Here is a 24,889-nt window from a genome sequence, read left to right as displayed (position 1 = left end):
CCATGGTCGGTCTGTTCAGCAACACCGTGCCGGTACGCGTCCGCGTCGACCCGGCCCTCTCGCTCGCCGAGACGCTCACCCGCGTCCAGGCGCAGCGCGTGGAACTCCTCGGCCACCACTACCTGGGCCTGGCCGACCTCCAGCGCCTGACCGGCCTCGGCACCCTCTTCGACACCGCCGTCGTCTTCGAGAACTTCCCCGCCGACGACGGCACCGGGCGGACCGTGCACGGGCTCACCCTGTCCGACGTCGACACCAAGGGCGACAACCACTACCCGCTGGGCATGGTCGTGATGCAGGACGACCGGCGCATGGTCATCAACTGGTACTACCGCGGCGACCTGCTCGACGAGGACCTGGTACGGTCCGCGACCCGTCAGCTGCGCCGCGTCCTGGAGGCCGTCGTCACCGCGCCCGACACCCCCGTCGGCCGGCTCCGGCTGCTGGACGACGAGGAGACCCGGCAGCTGACCACCGGCTCCGCCGGCCCCGCCGTGGCCGCCGCCGCGACCCTCGTCCCCGAGCTGATCGAGGCCCAGGCCGCCCGCACCCCCGACGCCGTCGCCGTCGCCGACGCCACCACCGAACTCACCTACGCCCAGCTCGACGCACGCGCCAACCGTCTCGCGCGGACGCTGACCGCCGAGGGGGCCGGACCCGAGCAGCTCGTCGCCGTCGCCCTGCGACGGTCGGCGGACCTGGCCGTGGCGCTGCTCGCGGTCCTCAAGTCCGGTGCCGCCTACGTGCCCGTCGACCCCGCACACCCGGCCGAGCGCATCGGGTACCTGCTCGCCGACGCCCGCCCGGGACTGGCGCTCACCGACCGGGCGACGGCCGCCGTACTCGCGGACCACGACGTGCGCACACTCGTCGTCGACGATCCGGAGACGGCCCGGCGCGCGGACGCCCACCCGGCCACCGCCCTCGTGAACGCCGACCGGCGCGCCCCGCTCACCGCCGACCACCCGGCGTACGTCATCTACACCTCCGGCTCCACCGGGCGCCCCAAGGGCGTCGTCGTCACGCACCGCTCCGTCGCGGACTACCTCACCTGGGCGGGGAACGCCTACCGGGGTGCCGCCGGCCTCGCGCTGCTGCACTCGCCGGTCGCCTTCGACCTGACGGTCACCGCCCTGTTCACGCCCCTCACGGTCGGCGGCACCGTACTCATGGCCGCCCTGGAGGAGGACCCGGCGACCGCCGGGCGGCTCCGGCGCACCCCGGTCGCCTTCATGAAGGCGACCCCCAGCCACCTGCCGCTGCTCGGCGCCCTCCCCGAGGAGTACTCGCCGTCCGGTGAACTCCTCCTGGGCGGCGAGGCCCTGCTCGGCGAGTCGCTGACCGCCTGGCGGAACCGCCACCCCGACGCCACCGTGTGGAACGTCTACGGCCCCACCGAGGCGACCGTCAACGTCACCGAGTACCGCATCGACCCCGGCACCGAACTCGCCCCCGGCCCGGTCCCGATCGGCCGCCCCCAGGGCAACGTGCGCGCCTACGTCCTGGACCGGGCGCTGAGGCCCGTCCCGCCCGGTGTCCCCGGCGAGCTGTACCTCGCCGGGCCCTGCCTGGCCCGCGGCTACCTCGGGCGCCCCGGCCTGACCGCGGAGCGCTTCACCGCCGACCCCCACGGCCCGGCCGGCTCACGGATGTACCGCACCGGAGACGTGGCCCACCGGCTGCCCGACGGGAACCTGGTGTTCACCGGCCGCGCCGACGACCAGGTGAAGATCCGCGGCCACCGGGTCGAGACCGGCGAGATCTCCGCCGCCCTCGCCGCCCTCCCCGGCGTCGCCGCCCAGGCCGTCGTGACCACCGGCTCCGCCGACGGAGCCCGGCTGCTGGCGTACGCCGTGCCCGCGCCAGGGGCGGCACCGACCGCCACCGCGCTGCGCGAGCAACTCGCCGCGGTCCTGCCCGACTACATGGTCCCGGACGCCGTCGCCCTCCTCGACGAGCTGCCGCTCACCCCGAACGGCAAGCTCGACCGCAGGGCCCTGCCCGAACCGGAGACGGCCGCCGGCCCGGCCGCCCGCGCCCCGCGCAGCCCGCAGGAGGAGATCCTGTGCGGCCTGTTCGCCCAGGTGCTGGACCGCCCCGAGGCCGGCGCCGACGACCACTTCTTCGAGCTCGGCGGCAACTCGCTCAGCGCCGTCCGGCTGCTCAGCCGGGTCCGCTCCGCCTTCGGCTCCGAAGTCGACGTGCGCGCCGTCTTCGAGGCGCCGACACCGGCCCTGCTCGCCGCCCGGCTGACCGCGTCCGGCAACCGGCGCCCCGAGCTCACGGCCCGGGAGAGGACCGCCGAAATCCCGCTGTCGTACGCCCAGCGCCGGCTGTGGTTCCTCAGCCGGCTGCACGGCCCGTCCGGCGCCTACAACATCCCGCTCGCCATCCGGCTCGACGGCGCCCTCGACGTACCGTCGCTGCGCGCGGCCCTCGCCGACGTGGTGGCCCGCCACGAGGCCCTGCGCACCGTCTTCCCGGACGACGGCGGCCGGCCGCGGCAGGCCGTCCTCGACGCCGCGGACACCCCCGTGCCGCTGCGCGTCGTGACGTGCGGGCCGCAGGAGCTCGACGCGGCGCTGCGCGAGGAGGCCGCCCGCGGCTTCGACCTCGCCACCGAACCGCCGCTGCGCGCCACTCTGTTCGTCGTCTCCGACACCGAGCACCGTCTGCTCCTGACCCTGCACCACATCGCGTCCGACGGCTGGTCCAACGCCCCGCTGGCCCGCGACCTCTCCCGGGCGTACGCCGCCCGGCAGGCCGGCCGCGCACCGGACTTCGCGCCACTGCCCGTGCAGTACGCCGACTACACCCTCTGGCAGCGCGACCTGCTCGGTGACGAGACGGACGCCGACAGCCTCGCCGCCCGCCAACTCGCCTTCTGGCGCGACGCCCTGGCCGGCGCGCCCGCAGAACTCGCTCTGCCCACCGACCGGCCCCGGCCGGCCGAGATGACCGGCGACGGCGCCACGGTGGGCTTCCGGATCGAGCCCGCGCTGCACGCCCGCCTCACCGAACTCGCCCGCACCCACCAGGTCAGCCTGTTCATGGTGGCGCAGGCAGCGCTCGCGGCACTGCTGACCAGGCTCGGCTCCGGAACCGACATCCCCGTCGGCACCGCCGTCGCCGGCCGCTCCGACGCGGACCTCGAGGACCTCGTCGGCTTCTTCGTCAACACCCTCGTGCTGCGCACCGACACCTCCGGCGACCCCACCTTCGCCGAGTTGCTGCGCCGCGTGCGGGCCATCGACCTGGCGGCCTACGCCCACCAGGACCTGCCCTTCGAACGGCTCGTCGACCACCTCGGGGCCGAGGCCCGGTCGCTCGCCCACACCCCCCTGTTCCAGGTGTTCCTCGCCTTCCAGAACAACGCGGCCCCGCGCCTGGAGCTGCCCGGCCTCACCGTCCGGCCGGCGGCCGTGGAACTCACCTCGGCCAAGACCGACCTGGGCATCGAACTCACCGAGGAACGGACCCCCGACGGGGGCCCCGCCGGACTGCGCGGACTGGTCAGCTACCGCACCGACCTGTTCGACCGCGGCACCGTCGAGTCCGTGGTGTCCCGCTTCACCGCACTGCTCGGCGCGGTCACCGCGGACCCGGACCGCCCGCTCGGCCGGATCGACCTGCTGCCCGAGGCCGAACTGCACCGCATGCTCACCGAGTGGAACGACACCGCCCGTGCGGTGCCCGCGGCCACCCTGCCGCAGCTGTTCGAGCGGCAGGCCGCCGCCACCCCCGGGGCCACGGCCGTGATCACGGGACAGGAGCGGCTCACCTACGCGGCCCTCAACGCCCGGGCGAACCGCTGGGCGCACCACCTCATCAGGCACGGTGCCGGCCCCGAACAGCGGGTCATGGTCGCCCTGCCCCGCTCGGCGGAGTGGCTCGCCGTCACCCTCGGCGTGCTCAAGGCGGGCGCCGCCCACCTGCCCGTCGACCCCGGCTATCCGGCCGAGCGCATCGCCTACATCGCCGAGGACGCGCGCCCCGCCCTGGTCGTCACCAGCGGCGAGGCCCTCGCGGACCAGGCGCTGCCCGCCGGGGTGCCGGTGCTGCGCGCCGACGCCGCCGACGTCCGGGAGGCGGTGTCCGCCGCCTCGGCGACCGACCCGGCGGACGCCGACCGCACGCGGCCGCTCGCCCCGGACCACCCCGCCTACGTCATCTACACCTCCGGGTCGACCGGCCGGCCCAAGGGCGTCGTCGTCACCCACCGGGGTGTCGCGGGCATGGCCGGGGCCCACGCGGAGAACTTCGCCATCGACGCGGACAGCCGGATCCTGCAGGCCGTGTCGCCCAGCTTCGACGTGTCCGTCGCCGACCTGGCGATGACCCTGCTGAACGGCGCCGCCCTGGTCCTGCCCGACGGCAACCGCGCCCCGGTCGGTGACGAACTCGCCCAGCTGCTCACCGAGTACGAGGTGACCCACCTGCAGATCACGGCCGGCGTGCTGGCCACCCTGCCGAGCGACCCGCTGCCCCACCTGCGCACCCTCGCCGTCGGCGGCGAGGCCTGCCCGCCCGAGCAGGTGGCCCACTGGTCCCGGGGCCGCCGGCTGCTCAACGTCTACGGCCCGAGCGAGGTGACCGTCTGCGCGACGATGAGCGCGCCCCAGTCCGGCGCGGTCCAGCCGCCGATCGGCGCCCCGCTGTGGAACACGCGGGTGTACGTCCTCGACGACTTCCTGCGCCCCGTGCCGGCCGGTGTGACCGGCGAGCTGTACATCGCCGGTGACGGGCTCGCCCGCGGCTACCTCGACCGGCCCGCCCTCACCTCGGAACGCTTCGTCGCCGACCCGTTCGGGGCGCCCGGAGCCCGCCTGTACCGCACCGGCGACCTGGTGGCCTGGAACGCCGACGGGCAGCTGCGGTTCGCCGGCCGCGCCGACGACCAGGTCAAGATCCGCGGATTCCGCATCGAGCTCGGGGAGATCGAGGCCACGCTGGACGGCCACCCGTCCGTCGCCCGCTCGGCCGTGACCGTCCACCACGGCGACGACGGCCGCAAGCAACTGGTCGCACACGTCGTCGCCGCCGACGGTGCCGACGCCGACCCGCGGGTGCTGCGCACCCATCTCGCCGAACGGCTCCCGGAGTACATGGTCCCCGCGGCGTACACCCTGCTGGAGGCCCTGCCGCTGAACGCCAACGGCAAGGTCGACCGCGCGGCGCTGCCGGAACCGGACTTCACCTCCCGGGGCGAGGGCCGCGCCCCGCGCGACGCCAAGGAGACCCTGCTGTGCGAACTGATCGGTGACCTGCTCGGCGTGGAGTCGGTGAACATCGACGACAGCTTCTTCGACCTCGGCGGCGACAGCATCGTGTCCATCCAGCTGGTCAGCCGGGCCCTCGAGGCGGGCCTGGAGTTCACCGCGGCGGACGTCCTGCGCCACCGCACCGTCGAGGCACTCGCCGCCGCCGCGACCGGACCGGCCGCCCTCCTGTCGGCCGACGGCCCGGACGGCTCCGGTGACACCGGGACCGGCGAGGTCCCGTTGCTGCCCGCCGTGCACGCACTGCGCGAACGCGGCGGCCACGCCGGTCACTCGGCGGCCACCGTCGTGCTCGCCCTTCCGCCCGGCACCGGCGAGTCCCGGCTGCACACCGTGCTGCAGGCACTGATCGACCACCACGACGCCCTGCGGCAACGGCTCACCCGCCGCGCCGGCAACCTGGTGTGGGGCCTGGAGGTTCTGCCGCGCGGCGACGTACCGGCGGCCGGTCTGCTCACCCGCGTCGACGTGGCCGCGGCCGACGCGGACGCGCTCGCCGCCGAGACCGCCCGGCAGACGGACGCCGCCCGGTCCGCCCTGGCGCCCGAGGACGGCGTGCTGCTGCGGGCCGCGTGGCTGGACGGCGGACCCGACGGTGAGCACCGGCTGGTCCTCGCGGTGCACACCCTCGCCGCCGACGCCGCCTCCTGGCGGATCCTCCTCGACGACCTGCGCACCGCGTGGCAGGCGGCCGGCACCGGGGCGGCGCCCCAGCTGCCGCCGGTTCCCACCGCCTACCGCACCCGGGCCGAGCAGATCGCCGCGGGGGCCGCCGTCCCGGAACTCGTCGACGAGCTCGAAGCCTGGACCGGCATGCTCGCCGCCCAGGCCGTGGCCCCGGTGGCGGCGGCGCCGGACCAGCGCCGCGACACCGAGGGAACGGTCCGGCGTCTGGAGATGACCTTCTCCGCGGCCGAGTCGAAGGCCCTGCTCACCACCGTCCCCGAGGGGCTGGCCACCGGGGTGCGCGAAGTGCTGCTCGGCGCGCTGACGGCCGCGGTCGCGCAGTGGCGCACCCGGCGCGGACTGCCCGCGGACGCGGGTGTCCTGGTCGCCGTCGAACAGGACGACCGCGACGCCCGGAGCGGCACGGGCCGTACCGTCGGCCCGTTCACCGGTGTCCACCCGGTGCTGCTCGGCGCCGGCGAGCCGGACGCCGCACCCGCGGCCCGGGTCAAGCAGGTCAAGGAACAGCTCGCGGCCGTCCCCGGCGACGGCTCCGGATACGGCCTGCTGCGGTACCTCAACCCGCAGACGGTCCCCCTGCTGGCCGGGCTGCCCGCCCCGTGGGTGCGCGTCGCACACCGGGACGGCTGCGCCGAGCCGCTCGCCGACGGCTCCGTGCCGGTCGACGCACCGGGAGCCGCCCGGCCCGTCCGCGGCGAGGACGCGGACACACCGGCCCGCTACGTCCTCGACGTGGAGACCTGGTCCCACGACGGCCTGGACGGCCCCCGCCTGACGGCCGTCTGGTCCTGGCCCGAGGCGCTGTTCGGGGACGGCGAGGCCGCCGAACTCGCCGCGGACTGGCAGCAGGCGGTCCGTGAGACCGCCGCCGTCCACGAGGGGGGCCGCTCCCCGTCGGACTTCCCCCTGGTGGACCTCGTCCAGCAGGACATCGACGTCCTCGAACGCGACGGACACCGCCTCGCCGACGTGCTGCCACTGGCCCCGCTGCAGGAGGGGCTGCTCTTCCACTCCCTCTACGACCAGCGTGAACCGGACGTGTACACCGTGCAGTTCGGACTCGACCTGGAGGGCGACCCGAAGACCCCGGTGCTGCGGGCCGCGGTCGGGGCGCTGCTGCGCAGGCACGCCAACCTCCGCGCCGGCTTCGCCCACCAAGGCCTCAGCCGACCGGTGCAGTTCATCCCCGAGGACGTCGACGTGCCGTGGTCGGAGACCGACCTCGGCGACCTCGACGAGGCCGCACGGGAGGACGCCGTGGAGCGGGCGATGCGCGAGGCCGGGACGGAGCGGTTCGACATCGGCAGGCCCCCGCTGCTGCGCTGCGCGCTGCTCCGCCTCGGCGGCGGCCGGGCACGGCTGGTGCTGACCCTGCACCACCTGCTGCTCGACGGCTGGTCCACGCCGGTCCTGCTCGACGAGCTGATGCGGCTGTACGCGGCAGAGGGCGACCCGGCGGGTCTGCCCGAGGTCCGGCCGTACCGCGACTACCTGTCCTGGCTCGCCCGCCAGGACCGCGCGGGCGCCGAGCGGGCCTGGCGCCGGGTGCTGGACGACTCGGCCGAGCCGACCCTGCTGGCACCCGCGGACCCGGAGCGGGCGGCGGTGGCGACCGAGAAGATCTCCGTGACCTTCGGCGGCGAACTGATCGCCGGCCTCGCGGCACTGGCCGCCCGGCACGGCACCACCATGAACACGGTCGTGCAGGCCGCCTGGGGACAGCTGCTGGCCCGGCTCACCGGCCGCACCGACATCGTCTTCGGCGCCACCGTCTCCGGCCGGCCGCCCGAGGTCGCGGGCGTCGAGCGCATGGTGGGGCTGTTCATCAACACCGTTCCGGTACGGGTGGGTCTCAGGCCCGGGGAGAGCGCCGAGGCCGTGCTGCCCCGGCTGTGGGAACAGCAGCTCGACCTGACCGCACACCAGTACATCCGTCTGGTAGATCTGCAGCGGCTGACCGGCAAGGGCGAACTCTTCGACACCCTGCTGGTGTTCCAGAACATCCCGGCCGACGGCGCCGGGTTCGGCGGCGACGACGACCGCGTCCGGGCGGTCGACCTGGTGATGGACGACGCCACCCACTACCCCCTCACCCTGGACGCCGGCCTCGCCGGCGACCTGCTGCACTGCCGCTTCGGGTACCGGCCCGACCTGTTCACCAAGGCCGACGCCGAGGCCGTCGCCGACGGGCTGCGCGACGTCCTGGAGGCGCTCGCCGCGGACCCGGCCGGGCCCTGGCGTCCGGCGGACGATCCGCTCCCCGGCTGGTGGGCCGGCGTCCGCGCTCGCATCGCTGGGCAGCCTGCGCGGGAGCGGACCGCCCCTGGGGCCGGCGTGCCGGAACCGGCCGACGCGGACGGCCCCGCCACGCGTGAGCGGATCCTCACCGGGCTGTTCGCGGAACTGCTGGGCGTCGACGAGGTCGGTGCGGACGACGACTTCTTCGAGCTGGGCGGCGACAGCATCGTCTCCATCCAGCTGGCCGGCCGGGCCCGCAGCGCGGGCCTGCTGATCAGCCTGCGGGACGTCTTCAAGCACAAGACGGTCCGCGCGCTGGCCCGCGTCGCCCGGCAGGACGACGGCGCCGCGGCCGGCGAGGCCCCCGAGGAGGCCATCGGCGAACTGGCCCTCACCCCCGTGATGCACGACCTGTACGAGCGGGGCGGCCCCACCGACGAGGTCCACCAGGCCGCCCTGCTCCAGGCCCCCGCCGACGCGGACCGGCGACGGCTGGCGGCCACCCTGCAGGCGGTCCTCGACCACCACGACATCCTGCGCGCACGCACCGTCGCCGGCCCCGCGGGCCCGCGCCTGGAGGTCACCCCGCGAGGCTCGGCCGACGCCACCGCGCTGCTCGACCGCGTCGACGTCACCGGCGTGGCCGCCGGGGACCTGATCGGCGTCGTCGCCGACGCCCAGAGCCGGGTGCAGGGCGACCTCTCGCCGGCCGACGGCCGGATGGTCCGCGCCGTCTGGTTCGACGCGGGCCCCGGCCGGCCCGGACGCCTGCTGGTACTCGTGCACCACCTCGCCGTGGACGGCGTGTCCTGGCGGGTGCTGCGGGAGGACCTCAAGGCGGCCTGGGACGCGGTGGCCGGGGACCGCGAGGTCCGGCTGGAACCGGTGCGGACGTCGTTCCGCCGCTGGTCCGGCGAGCTCGAGAAGGAAGCCCTGAGCGAGCGCCGCACCGCCGAACTCGACCTGTGGGGCGGCATCCTGGACACCCCCGACCCGCAGCTCGGGCGGCGGCCCCTCGACGCCGCGGCGGACGTCGCCCGCACCGCCCGGCGACTGACCGTCAGCCTGCCTCCCGAGGCCGCCGCCCCCCTGCTCGGTGCGGTGCCCGCGGCCTTCCGCGCCGCGGTCGACGAAGTGCTGCTCACCGGCCTGGCGCTGGCGGTCGCCCGCTGGCGGCGGGAGCGGGGCCGCGGTGACGGCAGCGCCGTCCTCGTCGGTCTGGAGGGACACGGCCGTGAGGAGATCGTGCCGGGCGCCGACCTGTCCCGCACGGTCGGCTGGTTCACCAGCCTCTACCCGGTCGCCGTCGACCCCGGCACGCCCGGCACCGAGCCCGGCGCCGCCCTCAAGACGGTCAAGGAGCAGCTGCGGGCCATCCCCGACAAGGGCATCGGCTACGGCCTGCTGCGCCACCTCAACCCCGACACCGCCCCTCGACTGGCCGGCCGGCCCGAGCCGCAGATCGGCTTCAACTACCTCGGCCGGTTCGAAGCGGCCGGCACGGCCGCCGAACGCGCCGAGGACTGGGCCGCGCCGCCGGAGGCCACCGAGACCCTCGGCAGCGGCGGGCACGAGCAGCGGCCCCTCACCCACGCCCTGGGACTGAGCGCGGTCGCCCAGGACCGCCCCGACGGGGTGCACCTCGTCGCCATCTGGTCCTGGCCCGGCGCCCTGTTCACCGAACAGGAGATCGGCGAGCTGGCGGACCTGTGGTTCCTGGAACTGACGGCGCTCGCGCAGTGCGCCGAGCGCCCCGAGGCCGGCGGCCTCACCCCGTCCGACGTGGACCTGCTGCAACTGTCGCAGGACGAGATCGATGAATTCGAGAGTGATCTGAGCTGATGGAAGGAAACAGCACGGTGACGAAGCCTGGATTCGTCGACATCTGGCCGCTGTCCCCGCTCCAGAAGGGCATGCTCTTCCACGCCCTCTACGAGGACGGGGACCGGGACGGGACGCGGGGTGATGACGTCTACGTCATCCAGATGGCGCTCGACCTGCGACGCGACCTGGACACCACCGCCCTGCGGGCCGCCGTGACGGCCGTCCTCGGCCGGCACGACAACCTGCGCGCCTCGTTCCGCAACCGCAAGAGCGGCGAGCCGGTACAGGTCGTCCTGCGCGACGCGGACCCCGACTGGTCCGAGACCGACCTGAGCGGACTGCCCGGCCAGGAGCGGGAGGAGGCACTGCGGCGCCTGCTGGACGCCGACCGCACCCGCCGCTTCGACCTCACCCGCCCCCCGCTGCGGTTCTCCCTGGTCAAGCTGGCGCAGCAGGAGTACCGGTTCGTCCTCACGGCCCACCACATCCTGCTGGACGGCTGGTCCATGCCGCTGGTACTCGGCGAGCTGATGGCGCTGTACACGGCCGGCGGGGACACCTCCGCCCTGCCGCCGGTCGTGCCGTACAAGGACTACCTGGGCTGGCTCGCCCGGCAGGACCGGGGCGCCGCCGAACTCGCCTGGAAGCAGGCGCTCGACGGGGCCGAGCCCACGCTCGTGGCCGGGGCCGGAGCGGGCGCCGCCCTGCCGGTGACCCTGATCAAGGACGTCGGCCCCGACCTGACCACGCGCCTGACGGAGCGGGCCCGCTCGCTCGGACTCACCCTCAACAGCGTGTTCCAGACCGCCTGGGGCCTGGTCCTGGGCGGGCTGACCGGCCGCGACGACGTCGTGTTCGGCGAGACCGTCTCCGGTCGCCCGCCGGAGCTGCCCGGCGTGGAGAAGATGATCGGCCTGTTCATCAACACGCTGCCCGTGCGGCTGCGCCTGGACCCCGCCCTCACCCTCGGCGAGCAGGTGCGTGCGCTGCAGGACGGTCAGGCGGACCTGCTCGCCCACAAGCACCTGGGGCTCCCCGAGATCCAGCAGCTGCTCGGCGCCGGCCCGCTGTTCGACGCCATCACCATCTTCGCCAACTACCCTGTCGACACCGACTCGCTGCAGGACTCCGCCGAGGGCATCGGTGCCGTCGCCGCCACGACCCGGGACGCCACGCACTACGCCCTCAACCTGGAGGGCACCGTCCGCGGCGACCGTATGACCGTGCGCCTCGACCACCGCCCCGACCTGTTCAGCGAGGACGCCGGACGCGAGATCCTGGACCGGCTGCTCGCCGTACTGACCGCCTTCGCCACCGACCCCCACCGGCCGGTGGGCACCGTCGGCACGTTCACCGCCGCCGACCGCGCACGGCTGCTGCACGCGGGACGGACCGGGTCCGCCGCCCCCGAGCCGGCCGCGCAGGCGGCACCGGCGGGCGGCGCCGACGGGGAACGCGAAGCGCTGCTGTGCCGGCTGTTCGCCGAGGTGCTGGGCGTCGAGTCGGTCTCCGTGCACGACAGCTTCTTCGAGCGCGGCGGAGACTCCATCAGCTCCATCCAGTTGGCCCACCGCGCCCGCAAGGAGGGCATCGCCCTCAGCCTGCGGGAGATCTTCGAGCACCGCACGGTCGCCCGGCTCGCCGCGCTGGCCCCGACGGCCGGCGCGGCCCAGGCCGCGCCGGAGCACGGCCCGGACGACGGCATCGGCCCGGTGCCGCTCACCCCGATCATGCACTGGCAGGAGAGCCTGGGCGGTCCGGTCGACGCGTTCAACCAGACCATGACCGTGCCCGTGCCGGCGGGCCTCGACGAGGCGCACGTACGGGCCGCCGTGCAGGCCCTGCTCGACCACCACGACGCGCTGCGCCTCAGGCTCGGCCGGACCCCGGACGGCCACTGGAGCCTGGAGGTCGCCGAGCGGGGCGCGGTCCGCGCCGAGATCTGCGTCCACCGGCACGTCCCCGCCGACGAGGACGACGAGGCGGCGCAGGTCCGGGCCGCCACGGCGCGGCTGGCGCCGGCCGAGGCCCGTATGGTGCAGGCCGTCTGGTTCGACGCCGGTCCGGCCACGGAGGGCCGGCTCGCCCTCGTCGTGCACCATCTCGCCGTGGACGGCGTGTCCTGGCGCATCCTGCTGCCGGACCTCCGAGCGGCACTCGACGCCGCACGCGCCGGCACCCCCGTCCGCCTCGAAACGGTGGGCACCTCCTTCCGGCGCTGGGCGCGGGAGCTGCGGCAGGAGGCGCTGAGCGAGCGTCGTACCGCCGAGCTCGACCTGTGGCGCGCCGTGCTGGACACCGACGACCCGCTGCTCGCCGACCGGCGCACCGATCCCGCCCGCGACACCCTGGGCGTGGCCCGCCGGCTCACGGCGGCCCTGCCCGCCGCTGCCACCGAGGCGCTGCTCGGCCCGGTGCCCGCGCTGTTCCACGCGGGTCCCGAGGCGGCCATGCTCACCGCGCTGGCGCTGGCGGTCGCCCGCTGGCGGCGGGAGCGGGGCCGCGGTGACGGCAGCGCCGTCCTCGTCGGTCTGGAGGGACACGGCCGTGAGGAGATCGTGCCGGGCGCCGACCTGTCCCGCACGGTCGGCTGGTTCACCAGCCTCTACCCGGTCGCCGTCGACCCCGGCGCACACGACACCGAGGAACTGTTCCGTGGCGGCCCCGCCCTCGGCGCGGCGTTCAAGACGGTCAAGGAGCAGCTGCGGGCCGTCCCCGACAAGGGCATCGGCTACGGTCTGCTGCGCCACCTCAATTCCGACACCGCCGCCGAGCTGGCCGGCCGGCCCGAGCCGCAGATCGGCTTCAACTACCTCGGCCGCATGGGCACCGCCGACCCCGCCGAACAGGCCGCCGCGGACACCGTGCGCGTGCGCGACCTCACCGGCGCCGGCGACGACGGAATGCCGCTCGGCTACACCCTCGAGCTCAACGCCGCCACCGTCGACCACCCCGAGGGCCCCCGGCTGACCGCCTCCTGGACCTGGTCCGGCGAGCTGCTGACCGAGGACGAGGTCCGGGAGATCGCCCGGCTGTGGTTCGCGGCGCTCGAGGCCCTCGGCGCACACGCCGCCCAGCCCGGAGCGGGCGGCCTCACCCCGTCCGACCTGCCCCTGGTCACCGTCACCCAGGACGAGATCGACCGGCTGTCCGCCGCACCCGGCGGCCTCGCCGACGTCCTGCCGCTGTCGCCGCTCCAGCGCGGACTGCACTTCCACGGCCTCTACGACGACACGGTCTCCGACGTCTACACCATCCAGTCGGCGCTCGCCCTGGACGGACCGGTGGACACCGCCGTGCTGCGGCACTCGGCCGAGATCCTGCTGCGCCGCCACGACAACCTCCGGGCCTGCTTCGTCAGCGGTGCCTGTGGAGAACCCCTCCAGGTCGTCCCGGCCGAGGCGGAACTGCCGTGGGCGGAGGCCGACCTGAGCCACCTGTCCGGCGCCGCCCAGGACGAGGAGCTGGCGCGGGTGCTCTCCGCCGACCGCGGACGCCGCTTCGACCTCGGCAGCCCGCCCCTGCTGCGCTGCACCCTGGTCCGGCTCGGCGAACAGCGGCACACGTTCGTCCTGACCGTCCATCACATCGCGCTGGACGGCTGGTCCCTGCCGCTGCTGGTGAGTGAGCTGTTCGAGCTGTACGGACGCGGCGGGGACCCCGCCGGGCTGCCCCGGCCGGTGCCGTACAAGGACTATCTCGCCTGGCTCGCCGCCCAGGACCGCGAGGCCTCCGAGGAGGCCTGGCGCTCCGCCCTGGCCGGCCTCGACGAGCCGACCCTGCTCGCGGCCGAGGCCCAGGACCGCGACCCCGTCGCCCCCGAGCGGCTGCAGACGGAGCTGCCCGAGTCCTTCGCGGCGGACCTCGTGGCCCGCGCCCGCGAGCACGGGCTGACGGTCAACACCCTGGTGCAGGGCGCGTGGAGCATGGTGCTCGGCGCGCTCACCGGCCGCGAGGACGTCGTGTTCGGCGCCACCGTCTCCGGCCGCCCGCCGGAGCTGCCCGGCGTGGAGAAGATGATCGGCCTGTTCATCAACACGTTGCCGGTGCGGGTCGCCGCACGCCGCGACGACACGCTGCTCACCCTGCTGCGGCGGGTCCAGACCCAGCAGGCGGGCCTGCTCGCCCACCAGCACCTGGGGCTCGCCGAGGTGCAGCGGCTCGCCGGCCTCGGCGAACTCTTCGACACCGTGCTCGTCTTCGAGAACTACCCCGTCGACTTCGAGGCCCTGGAGACCTCCGCGCAGGAACTCGGCGTGGTCGACGCCCAGGTGCACGACGCCATGCACTACCCGCTGGCGCTGGGCGTCGCCCTGCGCGGCACCCGGATGAGCATGACGTGGCAGTACCGGCCCGACCTGTTCGCCCACGCCGACGTGGAGGCCGTCGCGGACCGCGTGCTGCGGCTGCTCCGGGCCTTCGTCGCCGACCCCGCCCGCCCGCTCGCCGGCCTGGAGCTGGTCTCCGCGGCCGAACGCGCCGTCATGACCGCACCGGGAACGTCGGGGGACGCCCCGGCGCACCCCGCCACGTTCCCCGAGCTGTTCGCCGCCCGGGTCGCCGCCCACCCCGACGCCCTCGCCGTGGACGCCCCCGGCCTCCGGCTCGGATACGCGGAACTGGACGAACGCGCCAACCGCCTGGCGCGGCTGCTCGTGGCGCAGGGCGCCGGCCCGGAGCAGACCGTGGCGCTGGTCCTCGGCCGGTCCGTGGAATCCGTGGTCGCCCAGCTCGCCGTGCTCAAGTCCGGCGCCGCCTACCTGCCCGTGGACCCCGAATACCCGGCCGACCGCATCGCGTTCATGTTCCGCGACGCCGGGCCCGGCGCGGTCCTGACCACCGCGGCCCACCGTGCCGCCGTGCCCGAAGGGGCCGTCCCGCACATCACCGTCCTCGACGACGCGGACGTCGCCGCACGGCTGGACGGCCTGCCCGGCACCGCCGTCACCGACGCCGACCGCGTGGCGCCACTGCGCGTGGACCACCCGGCGTACGTCATCTACACGTCCGGCTCCACCGGCGTGCCCAAGGGCGTGGTCGTCACCCACCGCGGGCTCGCCGACTTCGCCGCCGCCGAGCACGAGCGGTTCGACGTCACCCCGGACAGCCGGGTCCTGCAGTACGCCTCGGCGAGCTTCGACGCCTCGGTGATGGAGTTGTGCATGACCCTGCTCGCCGGTGCCGCCCTCGTGGTGCCCGAGCCGGGCCCGCTGGCCGGCGATCCGCTGGCCGGCATCCTGGCCGACCGCGGGGTGACCCACCTGCAGATCCAGCCGGCCGTCCTCGCCACCCTCTCGCCGCAGGCCCTGCCCGGACTGCGCAGCCTCGCCGTCGGCGGCGACACCGTGCCCACCGACCTCGTGGACCGGTGGAGCCCCGGCCGGCGCTTCGTCGTGGCCTACGGACCCACCGAGGCGACCGTGGCCACCACCCTGTCCGAGCCGCTCGCCCCCGGCCACGGCACACCGCCCATCGGCCGGCCGGTGCCCGGCAGCCGCGCCTACGTGCTGGACGCCTCGCTGCGGCTGGTACCGCCGGGCACCGCCGGTGAGCTGTACCTGTCCGGAGGCGCGCTGGCCCGCGGCTATCTGCGCCGGGCCGCGCTCACCGCCGAGCGGTTCGTCGCCGACCCGTTCGGCCCGTCCGGCGCGCGCATGTACCGGACCGGGGACATGGTGCGCCGCCGTGCCGACGGTACGCTCGACTTCGTCGGCCGCGACGACCAGCAGGTCAAGATCCGCGGCGTACGCATCGAACTCGGTGAGATCCAGACGGTCCTGGCCCGCCACCCCGACGTGGACCGAGCCGTGGTCGTCGTCCACGAGACGCAGCCCGCGGTCAAGCGCCTGATCGCCTACGTCGTCGGCGCGGACGGCCGGACGCCCGACCCGCAGGCGCTGACCGAGCATGTCGCCGCCGCGCTCCCGGCGCACATGGTGCCCGCCCTGTGCATCCCGCTCGACGCGCTGCCGCTGACCGTCAACGGCAAGCTCGACCGCAAGGCCCTGCCCGAACCGGAGGCCGCCGCTCCCGCCGCACTCACCCGCGAACCGCTCAACGACACCGAGGCGACGCTGTGCAGGCTGTTCGCGGAGGTCCTCGGGGTCGAACGGATCGACGTGGCGGAGAGCTTCTTCGCCGCCGGCGGCGACAGCATCAGCTCGATCCAGCTGGTCAGCCGCGCCCGCAGCGCCGGGCTCGCCTTCAGCCCGCGCGACGTGTTCGTCCACCGCACCCCGCAGGCCCTCGCGGAACTGCTGCTGGGCCGTGAGGAGGAACCCGCGGCGGAACCCGCCGAGCCCTCCGACGGGGTCGGTGACGTGCCGCTCACCCCGATCATCCACTGGATCCGGGAACGCGGCGGCTCCATCGACCGCTTCAACCAGACCATGTCCATGCCCGTCCCGCAGGGCACGGACGCCGCCACCCTCACCGCCGCCCTGCAGGCCGTGCTCGACCACCACGACGCGTTGCGCATGACCCTGTCCCGGCTCGGCGCCGACTTCGGGTGGTCCCTCGAGATCGCCCCGCCCGGCACCGTACGCGCCGAGGACTGCGTCCACCGGGTCGACGCCGCGGCCCTGCTCGCCGCCGGCCTCGACGAGGACGAACTCGACGCCCGCGCCGTCGCGGAGACCACCGCGGCCCAGGCGCGGCTCGACCCCGAGGCCGGCGCGATGGTGCGCTGCGTCTGGTTCGACGCGGGCACCGACGCCCCCGGCACCCTCACCCTCGTGGTCCACCACCTGGCCGTCGACGGCGTGTCCTGGCGCATCCTGCTGCCCGACCTGGAGGCCGCCCTGGAGGCGGTGGCGGCCGGCCGCGGCGTCACCCTCGAGCCCGTCGGGACCTCCTTGCGCAGCTGGGCCCGGCGCCTGACGGAACTGGCCGCGCAGCCGGAGCGGATGAGCGAACTGACTCTGTGGCGGAACGTCCTGGACGGCCCCGACCCGATGCTGACACCCCGCCCGCTGGACCCGGCGCGGGACACCTTCGGCACCGCCGCGCGGCTGACCCTCCGCCTGCCCGCCGAGTACACCCGGCCGCTCCTCGGGCCCGTCCCGGCACGCTTCCACGCCGGCATCAACGACGTACTGCTGACGGCGCTCGCCGTCGCCGTCGCCGACTGGCGGCAGCGCACCGGCCGGGGCACCGGCACCGACGTCCTGATCGACCTGGAGGGCCACGGCCGCGAGGAGATCACCGACGGAGTGGACCTGTCCCGCACCGTCGGCTGGTTCACCAGCCTGCACCCGCTGCGCCTCGACGCGGGCCCGCTCCCCGGCGAGGAGCTGTGGTCGGGCGGACCGGCGGCGGGCACGGCCCTGAAGCGGATCAAGGAACAGCTGCGCGCCCTGCCCGACAACGGCATGGGCTACGGCCTGCTGCGCCACCTCAACCCGCAGACCACCCAGGTCCTCGCCCGCTACCCGCAGCCCCAGATCGGGTTCAACTACCTCGGCCGCCTCGGCACCGCCGGGGAACCCGACAGCACCGAGGCCGAGGTCGACCGCGACCTGTCCGGCGTCGCCGAGGCCGCCATGGCCCTGCCGCACGCCCTCGACCTCACCGCCACCGCCGTCACCCACTCCGACGGCCCCCGCCTGACCGCCACCTGGATCTGGGCCGGGGAGCTGTTCTCCGACGACGACGTGCGCGACCTCGCCGAGAGCTGGTTCAGGGCGCTGCGCGCGCTGGTCGACCACGCCGAATCGGCCACCGGCACGGGCGGCCTGAGCCCCTCCGACCTGAGCCTGGTCACCGTCGACCAGGACGAGATCGACCGCCTGGAAGCGGCCACCGACGGCCTGACCGACGTCCTGCCGCTCTCCCCGCTCCAGGAGGGTCTGCTCTTCCACGGGCTCTACGACGAGCGCGGCGCCGACATCTACACCACGCTGTTCGCCTTCGACCTGCGCGGCCCCCTGGACCCCGCCCGCCTGCGGGACGCCGCCGGCGCGTTGCTGCGCCGGCACGACAACCTGCGCGCGGCCTTCCGCCCCGGCGCCGCCGGTCAGTCCCTGCAGGTCATCCCGCGCGACGTCGAGGTGCCCTGGCGGGAGGTGGACCTCAGTGCCCACGACCCCGGCACGCGCGAGAGGGAACTCGAACGGATCACCGCCGAGGCGCCCGCCGAGCGGTTCGACCCGCGCACCCCGCCGCTGCTGCGCTTCACCCTGGTCCGCACCGGCCCCGAGACCCACCGGCTGCTGCTGGCCAGCCACCACATCCTGTTCGACGGCTGGTCGGGCCCCGTCCTGACCGGTGACCTCTTCGAGCTCTACCGCAACGGCGGCAACGTCGCGGCGCTGCCGCCCGTGACCCCGTACAAGGAGTACCTCGCCTGGCTCGCCGGACAGGACCGGGCCGCCGCCGAGGAGGCCTGGCGCAGCGCCCTGGCCGGCGTGGACGAGCCCACCCTGGTCGCGCCCGCCGACCCGGCCCGCGAACCGCTGCGCCCCCGCATCCGGGAACTGACCCTGTCGCAGCGGGCGACCGCCGGCCTCACCACCGCGGCCCGCCGCCACGGCGTCACCAAGAACACCGTCGTCCAGGCCGCCTGGGGCCTGCTGCTGGCCGGGCTCACCGGCCGCGACGACGTCCTGTTCGGCGAGACCGTCAACGGCCGCCCCGCCGAACTGCCCGGCGTCGAGACCATGGTGGGCCTGTTCATCAACACCCTGCCGGTGCGGGTGCGCATCGAGCGCGGCGACTCGCTGCTCGACGTGGTCACCCGGCTGCAGGAGCAGCAGTACGGACTGCTGCCGCACAAGTACCTCGGCCTGACCGACATCCAGCGCATCACCGGCACCCAGGCACTGTTCGACACCTCCACCGAGTTCAGCAACTACCCCGTCGACAAGGAGAACCTGGAGGAGACCGCCGAGGACCTCGGCATAGTCGACGCCCGCATCCAGGACGGCACCCACTATCCGCTCGCGCTCGGCACCTCGGACAACGGCACGGCCCTCACCCTGCGGATCGACTACCGGCCCGACCTGTTCGACGACGGCACCGCCCGCGCCCTCGGCGAGCGGCTGCGCGGCCTGCTGGAGGCGTTCGCCGACGACCCCGGCCGGAGCGTCGACTCCCTGGCGACCCTGACCGAGGCCGAGCGCCACACCCTGCTCGTGGAGTGGAACGACACCGCGGCCGACGTGCCCGGGCAGGCCGTGCCCGCACTGCTGCGGGCCCGGGCGAAGCGCACTCCCGACGCCCCGGCCGTCGTCTTCGGCGACGTGACGCTCAGCCACCGGGAGCTGGACGAACGCTCCGACCGGCTCGCCGGCCGGCTGGCCGGCCTCGGTGTCGGCCCCGAGACCCCGGTCGCCGTGCTGATGGAGCGCTCCGCCGACCTGCCCGTGGCCCTGCTCGCCGTCCTCAAGGCGGGCGGCGCGTACGTGCCGCTGCGCGCACGCGATCCGCTCGCCCGGCAGCAGCAGGTCGTCACCGCCACCGGCGCCCCCGTCGTGGTCACCGACGCCGCCTTCGCGGACCGGGCGGCCCGCCTCGGCGTCACCGTGGCCGGCGCGCACGAGGACGCGCCGGGCACCGCCCCGGGGCGCACCGTCCTGCCGGAGCAGCTGGCGTACGTGATGTACACCTCCGGCTCGACCGGCGTGCCCAAGGGCGTGGCGATCACCCATCGGGACATCGTCGAACTGGCCGTGGACCGGCGCTGGCAGGGCGGCGCGCACCAGCGGGTGCTGCTGCACTCGCCGACGGCGTTCGACGCGTCCACCTACGAACTGTGGGTGCCGCTGCTGAACGGCGGCACGGTCGTCGTCGCCCCGCCCGCGGACCTCGACGTGGCCGGCCTCGGACGACTCCTCACCGCCCACGACGTCACCGCCCTGTGGCTCACCGCCGGACTGTTCCGCCTGGTCGCCGAGGAGGCACCGCACAGCCTGGCGGGCGTGCGCGAGGTGTGGACCGGCGGCGACGCCGTACCGGCCGCCGCCGTGCGCAGGGTGCGCGAGGCCTGCCCGGACACCGTCGTCGTGGACGGCTACGGCCCCACCGAGTCCACCACGTTCGCGCTGTCCCACACGCTGGCCGCCGACGCCCCGGTGCCCGCCCGGATACCCATCGGACGGCCGCTGGACAACATGCGCGCGTACGTCCTGGACGGCGCGCTGCGCCCGGTCCCCGTCGGAGTCGTCGGCGAGTTGTACATAGGCGGTGCGGGGCTCGCCCGCGGCTACACCGGCCGGCCGGGTACGACCGCGGAGCGGTTCGTGGCCGACCCGTTCGGTCCGGCCGGCTCCCGGCTGTACCGCACCGGAGACCTGGCCCGCTGGACCGGTGAGGGCGTCGTGGAGTTCGCGGGCCGCGTCGACGAGCAGGTCAAGCTGCGCGGCTTCCGCATCGAACTCGGCGAGATCGAGGACCGCCTCGGCCGCCACCCGGCCGTGGCCCAGGCCGCCGTCGTCGTCCGCGAGGACCGGCCCGGTGACAAGCGCCTGGCCGGGTACGTCGTCGCGGCGGCCCCCGTGGAGCCGGGGGAACTGAAGGAGTACCTCGCCGCGGAACTCCCGGACTACATGGTGCCGTCGTCGCTGCGGCTCCTGGACGCGCTGCCGCTGACCGCCAACGGCAAGCTGGACCGCAGGGCCCTGCCCGCCCCGGAGCTCGGCGGCTGGGCGGAGCGCCGCGCTCCGCGCGACGAACGGGAGGAGACGCTGTGCGCCCTGTTCGCCGACGTCCTCGGGGTGCCCGAGGTCGGCATCGACGACAGCTTCTTCGACCTGGGCGGACACTCCCTGCTGGCCACCCGGCTGGTCAACCGGATCCGCGGCGCGCTGGGCGCCGAGGCGCCGGTACGGGCCGTGTTCGAGGCGCCGACCGTCGCCGCGCTCGCCACCCGGCTCGGTGAGGCCGAGACCGCCCGGCTGCGCCTCGCCCCGGCCGAACGACCGGCCCGTGTGCCGCTCTCCCACCAGCAGCGCCGGCTGTGGTTCATCGACTCGGTGGAGGAGACGGCCGGCTCCTACAACATCCAGCTGGCCGTCCGGCTGCTCGGCGACCTGGACACGCCTGCCCTCCAGGCGGCCCTGAGCGACGTGGTGGAGCGCCACGAGACGCTGCGCACCGTCTTCCCCGCCGAGGGCGGCACGCCCCACCAGCGGGTGCTCGACGCCGGCGAGGCCGTCCCCGCCCTGGAGACCCGCGCGGTCACCGAGGGGGAACTGGGCGATGTGCTGGCCGAGTCGGCCGCGTACGCCTTCGACCTGGCCGCCGGCCTGCCGCTGCGGGCCCGGTTGCTGCGCCTCGCCCCGCGCGAGCACGTGCTCGACCTCGTGCTGCAGCACATCGCGGCCGACGGCTCCTCCCTGGCACCGCTCGCCCGCGACCTCGGCACCGCGTACGCCGCCCGACGGGCGGGACGCGCCCCCGAGTTCGTACCGCTTCCCGTGCAGTACGCCGACTACGCGCTGTGGCAGCGCCGGGTCCTCGGCGACGAGGGCGACCCGGACAGCCCGTTCGGCCGGCAGCTGCGGCACTGGCGCACCGCGCTGGCCGGACTCCCCGAGGAACTGGAGCTCCCGGCGGCCCGGCCCCGCCCGGCGGACGCGGCCGGCCACGGCGGCCGTGTGCCGCTGGTACTGCCCGACGAGGTGGCCGAGGGCGTGCACCGGCTGGCGTCGGAGAGCGGCGCGAGCCTGTTCATGGTGCTGCACGCCGCCGTCGCGGCCCTGCTCCACCGGCTCGGCGCCGGCACCGACATCCCGGTCGGCACCGTCGTGGCGGGCCGCGGCGACGAGGCCCTCGACGATCTGGTCGGCTTCTTCGTCAACACCCTGGTGCTGCGCACCGACCTGAGCGGTGCCCCCGGCTTCCGGGAACTGGTGGACCGGGTGCGCGCGGCCGACCTGGCCGCGTTCAGCAACCAGGACGTGCCCTTCGAACGGCTGGTCGAGGAGCTCAATCCGCCGCGGGTGCTCGGCCGCAACCCGCTGTTCCAGGTGGCGATCAGCCTGGAGAACAACGAGGAGGCCCGGCTGGACCTGCCCGGCCTCACCCTGGCACCGCAGCCGACCTCGGCGGACATCGCCAAGTTCGACCTCTCCTTCGCGTTCGGGGAAGTGCCCCGCGACGGCGGCACCAGCGGCATCGGCGGCGAACTGGAGTACAACAGCGCGCTGTTCGACCGCGCCACCGCCGAGGCGTTCGCGGACCGCCTGACCCGGCTGCTCGCCGCGGTCGTCGCCGACCCCGCCGCCGGCATCGCCGACCTCGACCTGCTGGCGCCGCACGAGCGGGCCCTGCTGGCACAGGCCAACGACACCGACCGGGAACTGCCGGGCGGGACGATCGTGTCGCTGTTCGAGGCGCGGGCGGCCGAACGGCCTGCCGCACCGGCCGTCACCGGAGGCGGGATCACCCTCGACTACGCCGAACTGGACGCGCGGGCCGGACGGCTGGCCCGACGGCTCGCCGCCGCCGGGGTCACCCCCGGCGCCCGGGTGGCGATCCTCCAGGAACGCTCGGTCCACCTGCTGGTCGCCACGCTCGCCGTCCTCAAGGCGGGAGCCGCCTACGTCCCGCTGGACGTGCGCTACCCGGTGCCGCGCCTGGAGCACATCGTCGCGGAGACCGGCTGCGCCGTCCTGCTCACCGACGAGGCCATGTCCGGCGTGGAGTTCGAGCACACCGCGCAGGTGCTGCGGGCCGACCTGGAAGCCGACGGCCACGACGACGGTCCGGCCGGTCCGCTGCCGGGCGGGCCGGTCCACCCCGACCAGCTGGCCTACATCATGTACACCTCCGGTTCGACCGGTCGGCCGAAAGGCATCGGGATCACCCACGCCAACGTGGTCGCGCTGGCCGCCGACACCCGCTGGCGCAGCGGCCACGAGCGGGTCCTGATGCACTCGCCGCACGCCTTCGACGCCTCGACGTACGAGATCTGGGCCACCCTCCTGCGGGGCGGGCAGCTCGTCGTGGCGCCGCCCGGGCAGCTGGACGCGGCGGGGCTGCGCCGGCTCGCCGGGGAGGAGCGGCTGACCGCGGCCTTCATGACCACGGCGCTGTTCAACCTGCTCGCCGAGGAGGACCCGGCCTGCTTCGCCCCGCTCAGCGAGATCTGGACCGGCGGCGAGCAGGTCTCCCCGGCCGCCTTCCAGCGGGTCCTGGACGCCTGCCCCGACACCACGGTGGTGCACGTCTACGGCCCGACGGAGACCACCGTGTACGCCACCTGTCTGCCGCTGCGCGCCCCGTACCGCACCGGCCGCGGCATCCCCGTCGGGCGGCCGATGGACAACATGCGGGCCCATGTCCTGGACGACCGGCTGCGGCCCGTCCCGGTCGGCGTCGCGGGTGAGCTGTACCTGTCCGGGGCGGGCACGGCGCGCGGTTACGTGGGCCGCCCGGGGCTGACCGCGGAGCGCTTCGTCGCCGACCCCTCCGGGCCGGCCGGCGGGCGGATGTACCGCACCGGCGACGTGGTGCGCTGGGACGCCGAGGGACGGATCGAGTTCGTCGGGCGCGCCGACCACCAGGTGAAGATCCGGGGTCTGCGCATCGAGCTCGGCGAGATCGAGGCCGTCCTGCAGGACCAGCCGCAGGTGTCCCGCAGCCTGGTGACGGTCCGCGAGGACCGGCCCGGCAGCAAGCAGCTGGTGGCGTACGTCGTGCCGGTGCCCGGCGCGGACACCGCGGGCCTGCGCGAGCAGATGGCGTGGCGCCTGCCGGACTACATGGTTCCGGCCGCGTTCGTGGCCCTGCCCGAACTGCCGCTGAACACCAACGGCAAGGTCGACCGCACGGCGCTGCCCGCCCCGGACTTCGGTCCGTCCGGCGGCAGCCGCGGGCCGCGCAACCCGCGCGAGGAGCTGGTGTGCCGGCTGTGGGCGGAGCTGCTGAAGCTGGACCGGGTGGGCATCGACGACAACTTCTTCGAACTCGGCGGCGACAGCATCATCTCGCTCCAGCTCACCAGCCGGATCCGGTCCGTCCTCGGTGCGGACCTGTCCAACCGGGCCCTCTTCCAGGCCCCGACGGTGGCGTCCCTGCTGGAGCTGATGGGGGCCGGCAGCCGTCCGGACGACTCCTTCGAGGTGGTCCTCACCCTGCGCGACGGAGGAGAGGCGGCCCCGCTGTTCTGCCTGCACCCGGTGGGCGGGGTCAGCTGGATGTACTCCGGTCTGCTGAGGTACGTGGACGGCGCGCACCCCGTGTACGGCATCCAGGCCCGCGGACTCGCCCGGGACGAGCCGCTGCCGCGCTCGGTGCCGGAGATGGCGGACGACTACGTGGCGCGCATCCGCGAGGTCCAGCCGTCCGGCCCCTACCACCTCCTCGGCTGGTCGATGGGCGCGATCCTCGCCCACGAGGTCGCCGTCCGGCTCCAGCAGCAGGGACAGGAGGTGGCCCTGCTCGCCAACCTCGACCAGGTGCCGATGAGCGCCGAGGACCTCGACGGCGAGTACACCGAGGCCGACGAGCAGAAGGTCCTGCTGGCCCTGCTGGACTTCGTCGGCCGCGACCCGGGGATGTTCGGGGACGGTCCGCTGCGGCACGAGGAGGTGATGGCGGTGCTCCGCGAGGAGGGCAGTGCCCTCGCCACGTTCGACGAGGAGCACATCATGCGGATCGGCGCGGTGAACAACAACAACTGGCACCTGACGATCGGCTTCGAACCCGGCGTCTTCGACGGCGACGTCCTGCTGTTCGTGGCCACTCGGGACGAGGACCACCCGGAGGACAAGACCGCACGCTCGGTGGCCCGCCTCAGCCGCTTCGTCACCGGTGCGGTGGAGGTCCGCGAGGTCGACTGCGAGCACCGGCAGCTGCTCCAGGCCGGACCCGTCGCCGAGATCGGCCGTGCCCTGAACGACCGGCTCGGCGGGCGCTGA

At 75.0% G+C, this 24,889-nt stretch carries 2 protein-coding genes (1 of these 2 only partly in view); both read left to right on the top strand.

Annotated elements, in window-relative coordinates:
• On the top strand, positions 1 to 10,046 hold the 3' portion of the coding sequence (locus tag ACP4IX_RS25205; RefSeq protein WP_426556698.1) for an amino acid adenylation domain-containing protein. 5,425 nt of this gene lie to the left of the window's left edge; the window shows 10,046 of its 15,471 coding nt (coding positions 5,426-15,471); its start codon lies beyond the left edge, outside the window; it ends in the stop codon at positions 10,044 to 10,046.
• A complete protein-coding gene (locus ACP4IX_RS25200) occupies positions 10,046 to 24,889 on the top strand; it encodes an amino acid adenylation domain-containing protein (RefSeq protein WP_426556696.1) in 14,844 nt (4,947 codons plus the stop codon). Before ACP4IX_RS25205 ends, ACP4IX_RS25200 begins: the two co-directional genes overlap by 1 nt.

The sequence above is a fragment of the Streptomyces sp. WG5 genome, from assembly GCF_049974565.1.
In the GTDB taxonomy this organism is placed as follows: Bacteria; Actinomycetota; Actinomycetes; order Streptomycetales; family Streptomycetaceae; genus Streptomyces.
Note: the sequence above shows the minus strand (reverse complement) of the source record. Positions and strands in the feature narration are given on the sequence as shown.

Coding starts and splice junctions, on each gene's coding strand:
- ACP4IX_RS25200 (WP_426556696.1), top strand. CDS start 10,046: ATGGAAGGAAACAGCACGGTGACGAAGCCTGGATTCGTCGACATCTGG.